The following is a 14,834-nucleotide window of genomic DNA, read 5'->3' on the forward strand; positions in this document are numbered from 1 at the left end:
CCCTGCCCCGCCGCCAGCTGCTTGCGCTCGGCCTTGGTCTTGCCGCGCGCCATGCGGATCAGGAAACCGGGGACGCCCGGCAGGGTGAGGTCGACGACCTTCGAGGAGACGTCCCACGCGCCGGGCTGTACCGCCGATGCGGCCGCCGCGACCGGTTGCAGGACGAGGGCGACGGCGAACAGGCTGATCATCCCCGGATGGTGAACCGCCAGCGCCATCGGCGCAACCGGCAATACCGGACAGATCAAGGCCTTGTCGACGATCCGCGCCATGCCTCGCCGAACCGGGTCGCGGCGTCGGTCCCCGACGGCAGCCTGCCTTGCCCGCATCGGTCCGGCGCGGATAGATACGTGCCCCATCGACAGGAGTCGCCATGTCCCGCCCCTTCCGCCTCGTCGACGTCTTCGGCACCGAACCGCTGACCGGCAATCCGCTGGCGGTCGTCACCGATGCGGAGGGACTGACGACGGACGCGATGCAGGCCATCGCCGCCTGGCTCAACTTCTCCGAAACGGCTTTCCTGCTGCCGCCAACCGATCCGGCGGCCGACTATCGCGTCCGCATCTTCACCATGGCGCAGGAGTTGCCCTTTGCCGGCCACCCGACGCTGGGCAGCGCGCACGCCTGGCTGGAAGCGGGGGGCGAGCCGAAGCGGGACGGCGTCATCGTGCAGCAATGCGGGGTCGGCCCGGTCACGCTGCGGCGCGACGGCGATCGGCTCGCCTTCGCCGCACCGCCGCTGCTGCGCGGCGGCCGGCCGGACGAGGCAGACATCGCCCGCGTCGCCGGCCTGTTGCGCATCGACCGCACCGCGATCGTCGATGCCGCCTGGGCGGACAATGGCCCCGGTTGGATCGCGGTGATGCTCGAATCGGCGGCGGCGGTGCTCGCGGTCGAGCCGGTGCGGCACCATCCCGAACCGGTCGATATCGGCATCGTCGGCCCGCATCCGCCGGGCGCCGCCGTCGCGTTCGAGCTGCGCGGCCTCTTCACCGATGCCCACGGTGGCCTGATCGAGGATCCGGTGACCGGCAGCCTCAACGCCTCGGTCGGGCAATGGCTGTTCGCGAGCGGCCGGGCGAGCGGCCGCTATGTCGCCGCGCAGGGCACGCGGCTCGGGCGGACCGGACGCATCCATGTGTCGCAGGACGAGGCGGGACAGGTCTGGGTAGCGGGCGCGACGCGGACGGTGTTCAGCGGCCGGACGCACGACTTACGCGAGCCGCGGCCGTCCGACGGCGAACCCTCAGCCCCGCTCCGCCAGCAGCCGATCGAGCAAGGCGAGCCGCACCGCTATGTCGCGCCGATACGACGCCTGCGCCGGGCATAGCGCCAGCGCGCGCGCCCATGACCGGCGCGCCGCGACATAGTCGCTCGCCCGCACCTGTGCGAGGCCAAGGAAGAAGAGCGGCGCGGGATGCTCCGGCGCGAGGCGGATCGCCTGCTGGAAGGCGAACACGGCCGGCGGCGACAGCTGGTTGCCGTCATGCATCGCCAGCGTCGTGCCGAGCCCGGTCCACAGCATCAGGCTCTGCGGATAGCGGTTGAGCCCGCCGAGGATCGCGCGTGCCGCCGAGCGCGTATCGCCGGCGCGGGTCATCGCATCCGCCGCGATCAGATAGGCGGCATCGGCGGTGAAGCGGCCGAGCATCCGTTCGCGCAGATCGACCAGCGACGGGTCCTCGGCGACGCGCAGGCGATCGGGTTGCGCCGGGCTCGCCGCGAGCATCGGCGACCCCTGCCAGGCATAGCCCGCCGCGCCGAGCATCAGCGCCGCGCCGACCATCGACCAGAGCAGCCGGTCGACGCACAGCAGCACCAGCGCCGCCATCGCCGCCGCCGCAAGCAACAGGAGCGCGATCCAGCCCATCAGCGCCGCCGCCGGAAGCTGGACCGGGCGATCAGCGCGCCGACGACGAGCAGCGCCACCGGCGCCAGCCACAGCGGCCAGGTCGCCGGCCCCAGCGGCGGATCGTAGCTGACGTAATCGCCATAGCGTTCGACCAGCCAGGTGCGGATCGCTGCCGGCCGCTCGCCCGCAGCGATGCGGCTGCGCACCAGCGCGCGCATGTCGCCCGCCATGCTCGCATCGCTGTCGGCGATCGACTGGCCCTGACAGACGAGGCAGCGCAGCGTCGTCATCAGAGCGCGCGCCTGCGCCTCCTGCGCGGGATCGCGCAACTGCGTGTCGGCGAGCGCGGAGGGCGGCGTCGTCGGATCGGCGAGCGCGGGGGCGGCGAGCAGCGCCAGCGGAAGCAGCAGCCGCCTCATCGCGCGCTCCGCACCGCCGCCGCGATGGCCTCGACATCGTCGGCGCCGATGACGCCGACGTGCTGGAGCACGATCGTCCCGTTGCCGTCGATCACGAAGCTTTCCGGCACCCCCGCCGAGCCGAGCGCCAGTTGCACGCGGCTCTGCGAATCGTCGCCGATCGCGCGATAGGGATCGCCGTAGCGGGCGAGGAAGTCGCGCAGGTCGGGCGCCGTGTCGCGGATCGCGATACCGTCGATCGGCACGCCCATCGCCTTCAGCCGCAGCAATTGCGGCGTCTCGGCGGCGCAGGGGATGCACCAGCTGCCGAAGATGTTGAGCAGGCGTGGCCCCCCGTGGCGGAGGCTGGCGTTGGACAGGCCGGGCTTGCCGGGCGCGATCGCCGGCAGCGTCACGTCGGGGAGCGACTTGCCGATCAGCGCCGAGCGGACGGTGCGATCCGCCGGGCGGAACAGGCCGCTCGCCACCACCGCCAGTACGATCACGAACGCGACCAGCGGCGTCCACAGCAGCACCCGCCTCATGCCCAGGCCTCGCGCACCGCCGCGCGCCGCTCGCGCCGCCAGCGTCCGACCAGCGACAGCAGCCCGCCCAGCGCGATCAACCCGCCGCCGAACCAGATCAGCGTCACGAACGGCTTCCACCACAGGCGCAGCTGCCAGCGCCCCTCCCCGTCCGGGCGGCCGAGCACGGTGTAGAGCTGGCCGTCGCGGAAGGTGGCGATCGCGCTCTCGCTCGTCGTCGTGACGGGGTCGGCGAAGAAGCGCGACTGCGGCCGCAGCACGATCGTGTCGTCGTCGCGCGTCGCGCTCAGCCGCGCCTCGAGCGCCGACCAATTGTCGCCGATCACCGGCTTGATCCCATCGAGCCGCACGGTGAACGGCCCGACCCGCACCGGCTGGCCGACCCGCGCGGCGATCAGCGTCTCCGCGGTATAGGCGCTGTCGCACGCCATGCCGGCGAGGCTGACCGCGATGCCGAGATGTGCGACCACCATGCCCCAGGTGAACAGCGGCGTCCGCCACGGATTGCGCCCGATCACCGGCAGCACGCTCGCCACCGCCAGTCCCGCAGCGAGGCTCAGGCCGAGCAGCGGCATCACCCCCGGCGGCGCGAGCGCGACGAGCCCGGCGCCGGTGAAGCCCGCCGCGGCGATCGGCCAGATCATCCGGTCGAGCAGCGCCGCCGCATCGTCGCGTCGCCAGCGCAGCAGCGGCCCGACCGCCATCGCCACCATGAGTGCGAGGGCGATCGGCCCCGCCGCGGCGTTGAAGAACGGCGGTCCGACCGACAGCTGCACGCCGAACTCCGCCGCGACGAGCGGATAGAGCGTGCCGATCAGCACGACGCCGAGGATCACCGAGAGCAGCAGGTTGTTGAGCACCAGCCCGCCCTCGCGGCTGACGAGCGTGAAGGTGGTGCCGGCACGCACCGTGCCGATCCGCGCCGCGAACAGGGCGAGCGCGCCGCCGGTATAGAGCGCGAGCAGGACGAGGATGAACCGGCCGCGCACCGGATCGACGGCAAAGGCGTGGACGCTGGTCAATATGCCCGAACGGACGAGGAAGGTGCCGATCATCGACATCGAGAAGGCGACCACCGCGAGCATCACCGTCCAGGCGCGCAGGCCGTCGCGCGTCGCCAGCACCGTCACCGAATGCAGGAGAGCGGTCGCGGCCAGCCATGGCATCAGCGAGGCATTCTCGACCGGGTCCCAGAACCACCAGCCGCCCCAGCCGAGCTCGTAATAAGCCCAATAGCTGCCCGCGGTGATGCCGAGCGTCAGGAAGATCCACGCCCCCAGGACCCAAGGCCGCATCGCCTTGGCGAAGACCGGGCCGACGTCGCGCGTGACCAACGCACCGACCGCAAAGGAGAAAGCGACCGATATGCCGACATAGCCGATGTAGAGCGTCGGCGGATGGAAGGCGAGGCCGGGGTCCTGCAACAGCGGATTGAGCCCGAGCCCGTCGCGCGCCGCGGGACTGACCCGCGCGAACGGGTTGGAGGCGGCGAGCAGGAAGGCGTAGAAGCCGAGCGCGATCACCGCCTGCGCGCCCAGCGTCGCGATCAGCGTCCGCTCGGGCAGCCGCCGCTCGAAGATCGCGACCGCGCCGCCGGCAAGACCGAGGATCGTCACCCACAGCAGCATCGATCCTTCGTGATTGCCCCAGGCGCCGGCGAATTTGTACAGCCACGGCTTGGCCGAATGGCTGTTCTCGACGACCAGTCGCACCGACATGTCGCTGGCGAGGAACAGCGCGATCAGCGCCGCCATCGCCAGCGCGGCGAGCCCGCCCTGGACGATCGCGATCGGCCGCACCGCCGCGGTCGGCGCCGCCTGCCCGCGCGCCAGCCCGAGCGCGGCCATCGCCACCTGCAGGGCGGCGAGCGCGGCGGCGAGCCACAGAGCGGCGAGACCGAGTTCGGCGGTCATCGTTCGAGCGTCCGCGTCTCGTGCATCTTGCCGGCGAGTTCGGGCGGCATGTATTTCTCGTCGTGCTTGGCGAGCAAATTGGTCGCGGTGAAACTGCCGTCGCGATTGAAATGCCCCTCGGCGACGACACCCGAGCGCTCGCGGAACAGGTCTGGGACGATGCCGGCGAAGGTCACCGGCGTCGTCGCGATCCCGTCGCCGACGACGAAATGCACCGTGACGCCGTCGCCGGCGCGGCGGATCGACCCCGCCTGCACCATCCCGCCCAGCCGCACCGCGCGCCCGAGCGGCAGGCCCTGTTTCGCCACGTCGGACGGCGCATAGAAGAAGCTTGCCTGATCCTTGAGCGCCGACATCGCCAGCAAGGCGGCGGCGACGATCGCCGCGACGCCGAGCAGCGCCAGCGTCAGCCGTTGATGCTTGGGGCTCATTTCTCGGCGCGCTTCATCGCCAGATAGCTCGCCAGCGTCAAAGCGGCGGCGGCGCCGAGCGCGATGGCATAAGCGGCGATGACGAAGGGCCAGGCGTTCACGACCGCGCCATCCGCCGCATCCGCGCCTCGCTGCGCAGCCGCGCCAGCGCCGCGCGCATCCGCATCAGCACGATGCCAGCGAACAACAGCGTAAAGCCGCTCATCGTGAAGCCGAGCGGCCAGAGAATGCTGCCGGCGATCGTCGAGCGGGTCAGGCCGATCGACGGCCCCTGGTGCAGCGTATTCCACCAGATCACCGAATAGCGGATGATCGGCAGGAGGGCGGTGCCGGCGATGCCGTAGAGCGCCGGGATCCGCCCGTCGCCGCCCCGTTCGGCATCGGCGCGGGCGAGCGCCATATAGCCGCAATAGACGAAGAACAGCAGCAGCATCGAGGTCAGCCGCCCGTCCCACTGCCACCACGTCCCCCAGGTCGGCCGCCCCCAGATCGAGCCGGTGACGAGGCACACCGCGGCGAACACCGCTCCCGGTAACGCGATCGCCCGCGCGGCGACCGCGGCGAGCGGATGCCGCCAGACGAGGAAGGCGATGCTGCTCGCCGCCAGCCCGCTCCACCCGCCCATGCCGAGCCACGCCGCCGGCACATGGATATAGAGGATGCGGACGCTGTCGCCCTGCAGATAATCGGGCGGCGTCTGCGTCAGCCCGGCCCAGCAGCCGATGCCCAGCAGCAGCAATCCGGCGCAGGTCAGCAGCGGCGTCGCCGGTCGGGCGATCGCCAGAAAACGCGCGGGATTGGCAAGGGCATGAAGGCTCGGCACGGTTGCCGGCAGTCATAGAAAGCTTTGCGTGCCGCGTCACCCGTTATGGCAATGTCGGAGGAGGATGTCCGACGGACCCGACCGGCACGATCCGGCTCAGCCCATGTCGTGCGCCGTCCATCGCGCTGCGAAGGACAAGACGGCTTGGCTTAATCGCGCCGCTGTCCTCTTCGATTTCGGGTGGCTCTGCTCCGGCAGAAGGAATCCGCCTCCCACGCCTCGTGTTTCCGCGAAAGTGGGACCCCAGTAGCCAAGCCAATCAACGACTTGCAACGGCGGGAACCGGGCGCGCGGCTTTCGCGAAACATCTGCAAAAGCCGCGCCGTGATGCCGGACTTGGTCCGGCATCAACTGGTCAGGCGGCACGGTGGACCCCGGACCACGTCCGGGGTGACGGCAGGCGTTGGGCGGCGACGAAACGCAAGCACACGTCTCGCCTCGCCGCCCCACGCCTCACCCCCGCCCGATCAGCCGCTGCGCGATCGTGTCCGCGACCTCCGCCGCCGGGCGGCCGGTGCGCTCGCTCTCGTCCCACACCTCGTCGAGCCGCGCGGGGATCTTGGCGATCCGGGCCATCACCTCGGCCTCGTCGCCCTGGCCGAGATATTCTAGGCCGACGTTGATGATGCCGCCCGCGTTGATGACGTAATCGGGCGCGTAGAGGATGCCGCGCGCATGCAGCCGGTCGTAATCCTCGCGCGTGGCGAGCTGGTTGTTGGCGCCGCCCGCCACTACCTTGGCGACCAGCGTCGGGATCGTCGCCTCGGTGAGGATCGCGCCCAGCGCATTGGGGCTGAAGATATCCGCCTCCACGCCGAGGATCGCGCCCGCCGCGACCGTCTCCGCGCCGAGCTCCGCCGCCAGCGCCTTGGCGCGCTCGGCATCGACATCGGCGAGCGTCAGCCGCGCGCCGTCCTTGGCGAGCAGCCGGGCGAGCCCGCCGCCGACCGAGCCGACGCCCTGGATCGCGACATGGACGCCGCGCATGTCGTCGCTGCCCAGCCCACGCTTGGCCGCCGCCTTGACGCCGAGATAGACGCCGTGCGCAGTATAGGGACCGGGGTCGCCGCCCGCGGCGCCGCTCGCCACCGGCAGGCCGCTGACGAACTTGGTCTCGCTGGCGATCACCTTCATCCGCGCTTCGGACATGCCGACATCCTCGGCCGTGACATAGGTGCCGCCGAGCGATTCGACCGCGCGACCGAAGGCGCGCAGCCGCTCGTCGCTGATCACCGCGCCGGGCTGGTCGGCGAGGATCACGCCCTTGCCGCCGCCGAGCGCGAGGCCCGCCATCGCATTCTTGAAGCTCATCCCGCGCGACAGGCGCAGCGCGTCGGTCACGGCGAGATCGCCCGCGGCATAATGCCAGAAGCGCGCGCCGCCCGCCGCCGGCCCGAGATGGGTCGAATGGACGGCGATGATGGCGCGCAGACCGGAGGCGCGATCGGTGAAGGTATGCACGCCCTCGTGCGAATCGAAATCAGGAAGATCCCACACCGACGTCATAGCTTACTCCGCTGTCCGGCCCCACGACGACCCAAGCCGCGCGAAGGCACAAAATTGCTGGGACTCGTAATATTGTTTCTCGACGCCGTTGACTAGCCTCGAAGTGGACCGAGGGCGGAGAAATGGGGCGACCGACGGGACTTGAACCCGCAACTTCCGGCATCACAAGCCGGCGCTCTAACCAATTGAACTACGGTCGCCGCGAAGGATTGCGCCCCTAAGCGGACAGCACCGCGCCGTCAAGGCCGTCAGAAGCTGCCCTCGACCGAAAGTCGGTAACCGCCTTGCCCGGCGACGAACCCTGCCGCGGTCAGCCGCTCCCCCGCCGCCGGATCGGCCGGCACGAGGCGCAGCGCCGCGGTGTAGCGGCCGTTGCCGGTGATGCGCAGATCGATCGCCTCGTTCCCCGACTGGCTGGCGAGCGGCAGCAGCAGCGCGCCGCCGTCGCAGCGGGCATTGCCCGATACCTCGGCCGGCAGGGCGATCCCTGCCGCCTCGCCGATCAGCCGCGCGCGCACCCGCCCCTCCGCCGAATCGCACAGCCCGTCGGTGAAGTGGACGGTGACCGCCTCGAGCGACAGCTGGCTCACCGGCAGCGGCGCGAAGGCGCCGCCGGTCGGCAAGGTCGCGGTCATCCCGTCGATCCCCTGGCCATGCCGGCTGAGCGTGATCGCGCCGTCGATCAGGCCGGGATCGCCATGGACCGACACGCGGGCGCGGCCGAGCAGCAGCGCGAAGGGCGACAGGCTGGCGTCGAGCGAGCCCAACGGCAGCGTGCCGAACCGCGCCTCGTTGAGCCGCCCGTCCCACACGCTGCCTTCGACGGTGCGGGCGGAAAATCCCTGCTGCCCCAGCCCGACGATGCCGAGCACCAGCCGCATCGGCAGGAAGATCAGCAGCGCGATCACCAGCGCCGCGCCGAACAGCGCGACCGGCCCGGTGCGCAGGCGGATGCGGGTCATGCCGCGCGCGCCCGCACGACGAAGTCGACCGCGACGCTGCCGTCCTGATTGTCGCGCCAGTTCGCCGATTCGATCAGGATGCCGCTCGCCTCAAGTCCGCCGAACCAGCGGGCGAGCGCGCCGGGCTTGGCCGCCTGGATCGTCGCATGGACGCGGCCCGCGCCCGATTCGTCGACGCTGGCGAGCGTCAGCCCGGCCGCATCGGCGCGCAGCCGCAGCGTGTCGGCGAGCGTTCCGCTCAGCGGCACGCGGCGCCCGGCGGCGCGCAGCAGGTCGATCTCGTCCTGCGTCGCGGCGAAGCGCACCGCCGCGTCGCCATAGCGTTCGCGCGCGCTCGACAGGCCGTCGCGCACCGGCAGGATGATCCCGCCCCACACGAGGGTGATCGCCAGCAGCGCGAGCATGACGAGGATCATCCGCCGTTCGCGCAGCGACCGTCCGGCGAACCAGGCGCGCATTCCCGTCATGGCCGGCTCACCGTCATCTCGCCCGTCACCCTTCCGTTGGCGGATTGGAACGTGCCCGCGGTGACGGTGAAACCCGCCGCCTCGAGCGCGCGCTTGAGGTCGGTCGGCAGCGATTCGCGCGCCGCGCCGACGCCGATCCGGACGCTACCGTTCGACTGGAAGTCGAGTGCGGTCAGCTCCGTCCCCGGTGTCGCGCGCACCGCCGCATAGATCGCCGCGACCGTCGTCGAAAAGCCGAGCCCCGGCCCGCGCACCGCCGACAGCCGCTCGGCGAGCTGGCGGTCGACATCGGTCACCGTCTCGCCGCGGGCGAGCCCGGTGCGGCCGAGCGCCTCGGTCCGCGCCTCGAGCGCATCCGCGCCGAAACTATATTTGGCGATGCGGACGAGATCGATGGCGAGCGTGACGAGCAGGATCGCCGCGCCGAGCAGCGCCAGCCGGCGCACCAGCGCCCAGTCGATGCCGATCCGCCGCCGCCGTCGCGCGAACGGCCCCTGCCGCAGGTCGAGAACCGGTGCCACCGCCGCGGCAACCAGCGCCGACTCGACCATCCCCGCAGTCAGCGTCTCCTGCATCGTATCGCCGATCACCAGGTCGGCGAGCGGCGCTTCGTCGGCAAAGCCGGTGGTGCGGCTGCGCGCCACGCCGACACCGGCGATCGTGCCGCGGACATAGCCTTCGTCGGGACGCGGCAGCAGCAGCGGCGCCGGGACGATATGCTGCGGATCGATGCCGATCGCGGCGCAGTCGACCAGCCATTGCGCGATCACCGCATTGGCGACCACCGCGACCGGCCGCTCGGCGCTGCCCTCGACCTCGCCCTCATCGCCGGCCGCGACATGCAATTCGCCGATCGGGGTGGCGCTCGCCTCGGCGACGAGCAGCCGTGCCGCCGCGATCGCCTGCGCCGGCGATCGGCTCGGCAGCTCCGCCCAGTGCAGCGCGACCGCGTCGGCGGGCGGCACGACGATGACCGGCGCCTCGCCCGCATCGGGGGGCACGCCCTCGCCCCAGCGCACCGCGCCTTGGTCGATGCGGCACCAGCGAAGGCCGAGGGTGCCGGCGGGAAGGAACAGGAGCGTCGTCATGAGTCGTCGCCCCATTGCCGTGCAACGAGCCGCGCGGGAAGCCGGCTTGCGTCGATCAGCGCGCTTTCCTGCAACCGCGCGGTGCCGTTGCTGACGTCGATCGCCAGCGCGAACCAGGTCGAGGTGAGGCTGAGGCCGCCGCGGTCATCGGGCGTCGCGCCGCTGCCGGCGGCGTTGAGGAAGGTGTCGACGCTGCTGAACCCCTGCGGCGGACGGCGCAGCAGCAGCGCCTGCGCCTGCGCGACCGACAGATTGCCGGGGAAGAGCATCGCGATCAGCGGCGCCTGTTCGGGGAGCAAGGTGTTGATGTTGATCGGCGCAGACACCGGCTTTGGCAAGGTGCACAGCCATGGACGCAGTGTCGCGTAGATCTCCGGCGTGACGCCGTCGACCGCGCGCAGCTCGCTGGGGTCGGCCATCAGCGTGCCGGCGGTGCGATACGGCACCGCGCGCGCCAGATAGACCGGGTCCTCGGCGCCATTGCCCTGCTGATCCTGATCGGTATCGATCCAGTCGGCGCTCGCCGCGGCGATCCGCTCCGCCGCCTGCGCCGGCACGTTGAGCGATCGCATCAGCCGGACGAACTGGACGCGCTTGATCGCACTTTGTGTCGACGTGTAGACACCGGGGCCGAGCCGGCTGACCAGACTGTTGAGGTTGAAGCAATTGCCGCCGTCGCGCACCCGCGCCACCGCGAGGCCGCCACCGGGCAGCGGCAGGCCGAACGGACGGTTGCTCCAGCCGCCGGCGAGCGTGACGCGGTCGCGACTGGTGCCGAGCATATCGGTCACCTTGCTCGTCGCGAGCGCTTCCGCGGCGCGGGCATAGCCGCGCGCCTGTTCGCCGGCGAGGGCGTTGCCGGCGAGCCGCGTCGTCAGCCGCAGCCGTTCGAGCGCGGTGCCGGCGAGCACCGCGACCATCGCGACGAGCAGCAGGACGGTGAGCAGCGCGGCGCCGCGCTCGCGATGGTCCGTCACGGCGTCGCGGCTGGGTTGGGAATGTTCTGCGCGCCGGGCGGCGGTTCGCCGCTGCCCGCGCCGACCAGCAGCATCAGGCGGAAGGCGGTGCCGTCGGCGCGTCGCACGATGATCTCGGCGGCTTGCGGCAACGGCGCGCCCTGCGTGCCGTCCCAGCGGTCGCTCCACGCGCCGCGATAGCGATAGCGCGCGCTCAGCCCGGCGACCTTGTCGAGCAGCGTCACCGCGGGCAGCGGCGCGGCGCCGTCGATCATCGGATAGGCGATGCGCACCAGGGCGCCGTCGCTCAACTGATAGGCGACCTTCTGCGCGCTCGCGCGCGGCGCCGCGTCGACATTGGCCCAGCCGGCGCGGACGAACCGCATCCGCCCGTCACCCTCGCCGGTGAAGGCGGGCAGCAAGGTGCCGCCCTCGTCGCGCGCCGGCCGCTCGACCGCCTGGCCGAGATCGCTGGCGAGCAGTGCCGCGGTGCGGTTGAGCGCGGCGATCTCGTCGAAGCGCTTGCCGGTCGCGGTCTGCGCGCGCACGCTGAAGGTCAGGATCGCCACCCCCGCCGCAGCGAGCAGGCCAAAGATCATCAGCGCGACGAGGACCTCGACGAGGGTGAAGCCGGCCTGCGCGGGGCGTGCGGCTGGGTTGCGACCGGCGGTGGGCGCGCTGGTGGAAGGTGCAGTGCCGGAGGGTGTGAAGGTTGTGCCGGATCGCCTGCCGGCGATGCCGTCACGCCGCCCGGTCGACGGCTGCGTGCCGCCGATCAGCGCTCCCGCGCAGGCGCGAGCCCAGTGGTCTTGCCGCAGGCGGTTGTCCTGTTCGGCCACCGGATTCGCGCCGGCGCGGGAACACGGGTGCTGTTTGACAGGCCCCACACTGCCAGTCGGATGTCCGCGCACTAGGGGAAATCGGCGACCGATTTCCGGCAGATACAATCCGAGGCCGAAGACTAGGCGGCAGGCCCTTCCCCCACCACGCCCCACCCCGGCGAAGGCCGGGGCCCAGTTGGGGGACCTCGCTAATCTGCGGCAGAACTCCACCCAGCTGGACCCCGGCCTCCGCCGGGGTGGGGCATGGGTCGCGGCGATCCGGTCCCCACGCAGAGGTTCGACGCACTCTCCGTCGCAGGCCACCTCCCTCACCGACGGCCCGCTCACGACGGCTGATCCGGCGGCCGGATCGCGGTGGTCCGCCCGACGATCTGCCCGGCGCGATTGCTCACCGCGACGTCGATCCGGACGATCGCGGCATTGCCGGTGCCGCGCACCTCGCGCACCCAGGTCCAGCTCTGGCCGCCGTTGACCTCGCTGCCCGTGGTGCGTCCCGCCACCGGCGGGCGGGCATCGGTAATCGCGTCATTGGCGACGTTGCGCGCGACCAGCCCGGCGAGGAGGCTGTCGTCGAGCGTACGTGCGCCGCGGATCGTCGCGCTCTCGAGTCGCAGCAGCGCCAGCACGGCGAGGCTGAACACCGCCAGCGCGACCATGATCTCGATCAGCGTGAAGCCGCGGTCACGCATCAGCTCGCCACCCGTACCGTGCCGTCGGCGGCCATGTCGATCACCGCACGCGCGCCGCTGCGGCTCAGCGTGATCTGCGCGGGCCGGTCGGCGAGCCCGGTCGGATCGAAGACGATGCGCAGCCGCCCGCTCGCCTCGCCGGTCGCGGCGGTGGTGCCCGGCGTCCAGCGCTCGACGCGCAGCGGCTTGTCGGCGACCGCGATCCACTGGCCCGCGCCACGCCGGTCGAAGCCATAGCCCGCCGCCGTCACCCACAGGCTCATCGGCCGCGATTCGACGATCGCCGCGTCATGCGCCGCGCGCGCGCGCAACGCGAAGCGTGCCGCCTCGTCGGCCAGCCGGCCGCGCGGATCGGGCATGTTCCATACCGCAACCGCCGCGGCGAGGCCGATGATCGTGACCACCACCATCAGCTCGACGAGGGTAAAGCCGCGCTCCCCGGCGCGGCGGCGGCGCGGCGTCATGGTTATTGCCAGCTGGTGATATCGGCGTTGACGCCCTCGCCGCCTTCCTTGCCGTCGGCGCCGAGGCTCCACACGTCGGCCTCGCCATGCTGGCCGGGCGAGGCGTAGAGGTACGGCCGGCCCCAGGGATCGGGCGGCAGCTTCTTGATATAGCCGCCGCGCTGATATTCGGCGGCATTGACCCCGGCGGGCGCGGTCACCAGCGCCTGCAACCCCTGCGAGGTGGTCGGATAGCTGTTCATCTGCAGCCGGTACATCTCCAGCGCGCCTTCGATCGTGCTGATGTCCGACTTGGCCTTGGTGATCTTGCCCTTGTCGCCGGCGGGCAGCACGTTGAACGTGACGATCGCGGCGAGCAGGCCGATGATCACGATCACCACCATCAGTTCGACGAGCGTGAAGCCGTGTTCGGCGGAGCGCCTCACGGGGGTGAAACCCTCCTCGCGACGGTGGCGTTTCTGTTCGGGTCTACGCATGACTTCCCTCATTGGCCCCTCATTGTCCCGCCAGCGTGTTGAGCTGGAGGATCGGGAGCAGGATCGATAGCACGATCGTCGCGACGACGCCGCCCATCACGACGATGATCGCCGGTTCGAGCAGCGACAGCGCGGTGGCAGTGAACCGGTCGAACTCGCGCTCCAGATAATCGGCGGCGCGTTCGAGCATTTCGTCGAGCCGCCCCGCCGCCTCGCCGCTCGCGGCGAGATACGTCAGCAGCGGCGGAAAGACGCCGGCGCGGCGCATCGCCGCCGACAGGCTGCCGCCGCCGCGGATCGCGTCGACGATCTCGTCGGAGGCGACGCGCAGCCGCCGGTTGTGGATGGTCGAGGCGGTGAGCGCGAGCCCCTCCAGCAGCGGCAGCCGGCTGGCGATCATCGTGCTCAGCGTCCGCGACATCCGCGCCGCATGCAGGTCGCGCAGCAGCCGCCCGAGCAGCGGCAGCCGCAGCAGGCCGGTGTCGAAGGCGAGGCGCAACGCCGGATCGCGCAGCGCATACCAGCCGCCGACGCCGACCACCGCGACGACCAGCACGATCAGCCACCAATAACCGACCAGCAGCGCGGACAGGCCGATGACGATGCGGGTGAGCAGCGGCAACTCCTGCCCGACCGTGTCGAACTGCTGCACCACCTGCGGCACGACGAAAGCCATCAGCGCGGTCACCACGCCCATCGCCACCACCGCGAGGATCGTCGGATAGGCGAGCGCGGTGATCAGCTTGCCGCGGATCTCCGCCTGCCGTTCGAGCAGCGCGGCGAGCCGGTCGAGGATCGTCGGCAGGCTGCCCGAGCTTTCGCCCGCCGCGACCATCGCGCGATAGAGCGGCGGGAAGCTCTTGCCCTCGCGCGCCATCGAATCGGCGAGCCGGCGGCCTTCGACGACGCCGCCATGCACCTTCTCGACGATCGCGCGGACGCTGTCCTGCTCGGTCTGGCGGGTGATGGTGCGCAAGGATTCCTCGAGCGGCGAGACGCGGTTGAGCGTCGCGAGCTGGCGGGTGAACAAGGTGAGCTGCTTGCCGCTCATCCGCGCACGGCCGAGACGGATGCCGAACAGCGGCCGGCTCTGCGCCGGCGCAGGCGCGCCCGGTTCGAGGCGGACGACGTAGAGCTTGCGCCGGTCGAGCTGCGCGCGCGCCGCATCGAGCGACGCGGCGGCAACATGACCGCGCTGCTCCTGCCCGCGCGTGTCGATGGCGAGATAGTCGAAGTCAGCCATCTATTTCCCCCCGCTACGAGGAGGTGGCACCGCGTACCGGTGACGGAGGGGGGCTTCCGCGAACGCTACTCGGCGTGAATAGCCCCCTTCACCAGCCTCAGTATAGTGAAGGGGAGCCTTCCAAAGATGGTGCGCTGCGTGGAGAGCCCCCTCCACCAGTCTTCGGCTGGCCCCCAGCA

At 71.4% G+C, this 14,834-nt stretch carries 17 protein-coding genes, 1 tRNA gene and 1 pseudogene; 1 reads left to right on the forward strand and 18 read right to left on the reverse strand.

The window, feature by feature from the left end:
- Positions 1 to 272 (reverse strand): annotated as a pseudogene (locus BW41_RS12605) (hypothetical protein); the annotation flags it as partial.
- A gap of 101 nt (positions 273 to 373) precedes the next feature.
- On the opposite strand from BW41_RS12605, the gene BW41_RS12610 reads away from it, so the two are divergent.
- Positions 374 to 1,330, forward strand: a complete 957-nt coding sequence (locus BW41_RS12610; RefSeq protein ID WP_081793080.1) for a PhzF family phenazine biosynthesis protein — start codon at positions 374 to 376, stop codon at positions 1,328 to 1,330.
- On the opposite strand, the gene BW41_RS12615 is transcribed toward BW41_RS12610, so the two are convergent.
- The 17 genes from BW41_RS12615 to gspF form a co-directional block, all read right to left on the reverse strand.
- Positions 1,247 to 1,870, reverse strand: a complete 624-nt coding sequence (locus tag BW41_RS12615; RefSeq protein ID WP_037534878.1) for a tetratricopeptide repeat protein — start codon at positions 1,868 to 1,870, stop codon at positions 1,247 to 1,249. The genes BW41_RS12610 and BW41_RS12615 overlap by 84 nt on opposite strands.
- The gene (locus BW41_RS12620) at positions 1,870 to 2,271 is read right to left on the reverse strand and encodes a cytochrome c-type biogenesis protein (protein WP_037534879.1); all 402 of its coding nucleotides are present in this window, start codon (positions 2,269 to 2,271) and stop codon (positions 1,870 to 1,872) included. Before BW41_RS12620 ends, BW41_RS12615 begins: the two co-directional genes overlap by 1 nt.
- Positions 2,268 to 2,795 carry a redoxin family protein gene (locus tag BW41_RS12625; RefSeq protein ID WP_037534880.1) on the reverse strand — a complete coding sequence of 176 codons (528 nt, stop codon included), beginning with the start codon at positions 2,793 to 2,795 and terminating at the stop codon, positions 2,268 to 2,270. Before BW41_RS12625 ends, BW41_RS12620 begins: the two co-directional genes overlap by 4 nt.
- Positions 2,792 to 4,708 (reverse strand): heme lyase CcmF/NrfE family subunit, encoded by a 1,917-nt coding sequence (locus BW41_RS12630; RefSeq protein WP_037534881.1) that lies wholly within the window; start codon positions 4,706 to 4,708, stop codon positions 2,792 to 2,794. The genes BW41_RS12625 and BW41_RS12630 overlap by 4 nt, the downstream gene beginning before the upstream one ends.
- Positions 4,705 to 5,139, reverse strand: coding sequence for a cytochrome c maturation protein CcmE (ccmE, locus tag BW41_RS12635; protein WP_037534882.1), 435 nt, complete (start codon positions 5,137 to 5,139; stop codon positions 4,705 to 4,707). The genes BW41_RS12630 and ccmE overlap by 4 nt, the downstream gene beginning before the upstream one ends.
- Positions 5,140 to 5,236: 97 nt before the next feature.
- Positions 5,237 to 5,962 (reverse strand): heme ABC transporter permease CcmC, encoded by a 726-nt coding sequence (ccmC, locus tag BW41_RS12640; RefSeq protein ID WP_037534883.1) that lies wholly within the window; start codon positions 5,960 to 5,962, stop codon positions 5,237 to 5,239.
- A gap of 453 nt (positions 5,963 to 6,415) precedes the next feature.
- Positions 6,416 to 7,468: a Glu/Leu/Phe/Val dehydrogenase family protein gene (locus BW41_RS12645; RefSeq protein ID WP_037534884.1), complete on the reverse strand. Its 1,053-nt coding sequence runs from the start codon at positions 7,466 to 7,468 to the stop codon at positions 6,416 to 6,418.
- A gap of 123 nt (positions 7,469 to 7,591) precedes the next feature.
- Positions 7,592 to 7,668 (reverse strand) — tRNA-His (locus tag BW41_RS12650).
- Between the two features lie 48 nt (positions 7,669 to 7,716).
- Positions 7,717 to 8,430 carry a type II secretion system protein N gene (gene gspN / locus BW41_RS12655; RefSeq protein ID WP_037534885.1) on the reverse strand — a complete coding sequence of 238 codons (714 nt, stop codon included), beginning with the start codon at positions 8,428 to 8,430 and terminating at the stop codon, positions 7,717 to 7,719.
- Positions 8,427 to 8,897, reverse strand: a complete 471-nt coding sequence (gene gspM / locus BW41_RS12660; RefSeq protein ID WP_037534886.1) for a type II secretion system protein GspM — start codon at positions 8,895 to 8,897, stop codon at positions 8,427 to 8,429. Before gspM ends, gspN begins: the two co-directional genes overlap by 4 nt.
- Positions 8,894 to 9,985, reverse strand: a complete 1,092-nt coding sequence (gene gspL, locus BW41_RS12665) for a type II secretion system protein GspL (protein WP_037534887.1) — start codon at positions 9,983 to 9,985, stop codon at positions 8,894 to 8,896. Before gspL ends, gspM begins: the two co-directional genes overlap by 4 nt.
- Positions 9,982 to 10,962 (reverse strand): type II secretion system minor pseudopilin GspK, encoded by a 981-nt coding sequence (gene gspK / locus BW41_RS12670; RefSeq protein ID WP_037534888.1) that lies wholly within the window; start codon positions 10,960 to 10,962, stop codon positions 9,982 to 9,984. Before gspK ends, gspL begins: the two co-directional genes overlap by 4 nt.
- Positions 10,959 to 11,780, reverse strand: a complete 822-nt coding sequence (gene gspJ / locus BW41_RS20600; protein WP_152542307.1) for a type II secretion system minor pseudopilin GspJ — start codon at positions 11,778 to 11,780, stop codon at positions 10,959 to 10,961. The genes gspK and gspJ overlap by 4 nt, the downstream gene beginning before the upstream one ends.
- A gap of 326 nt (positions 11,781 to 12,106) precedes the next feature.
- Positions 12,107 to 12,472, reverse strand: a complete 366-nt coding sequence (gene gspI, locus BW41_RS12680) for a type II secretion system minor pseudopilin GspI (RefSeq protein ID WP_037534889.1) — start codon at positions 12,470 to 12,472, stop codon at positions 12,107 to 12,109.
- Entirely contained in the window at positions 12,472 to 12,936 is a 465-nt protein-coding gene (locus BW41_RS12685) for a GspH/FimT family pseudopilin (protein WP_081793082.1), read from the reverse strand. The genes gspI and BW41_RS12685 overlap by 1 nt, the downstream gene beginning before the upstream one ends.
- Before the next feature lie 2 nt (positions 12,937 to 12,938).
- Positions 12,939 to 13,412 (reverse strand): type II secretion system major pseudopilin GspG, encoded by a 474-nt coding sequence (gene gspG, locus BW41_RS12690; protein WP_081793083.1) that lies wholly within the window; start codon positions 13,410 to 13,412, stop codon positions 12,939 to 12,941.
- Between the two features lie 19 nt (positions 13,413 to 13,431).
- The gene (gene gspF / locus BW41_RS12695; RefSeq protein WP_037534890.1) at positions 13,432 to 14,655 is read right to left on the reverse strand and encodes a type II secretion system inner membrane protein GspF; all 1,224 of its coding nucleotides are present in this window, start codon (positions 14,653 to 14,655) and stop codon (positions 13,432 to 13,434) included.
- Positions 14,656 to 14,834 lie beyond the last annotated feature (179 nt).

Source organism: Sphingomonas sp. RIT328 (assembly GCF_000632225.1).
GTDB classification, from domain to species: domain Bacteria; phylum Pseudomonadota; class Alphaproteobacteria; order Sphingomonadales; family Sphingomonadaceae; genus Sphingomonas; species Sphingomonas kyungheensis.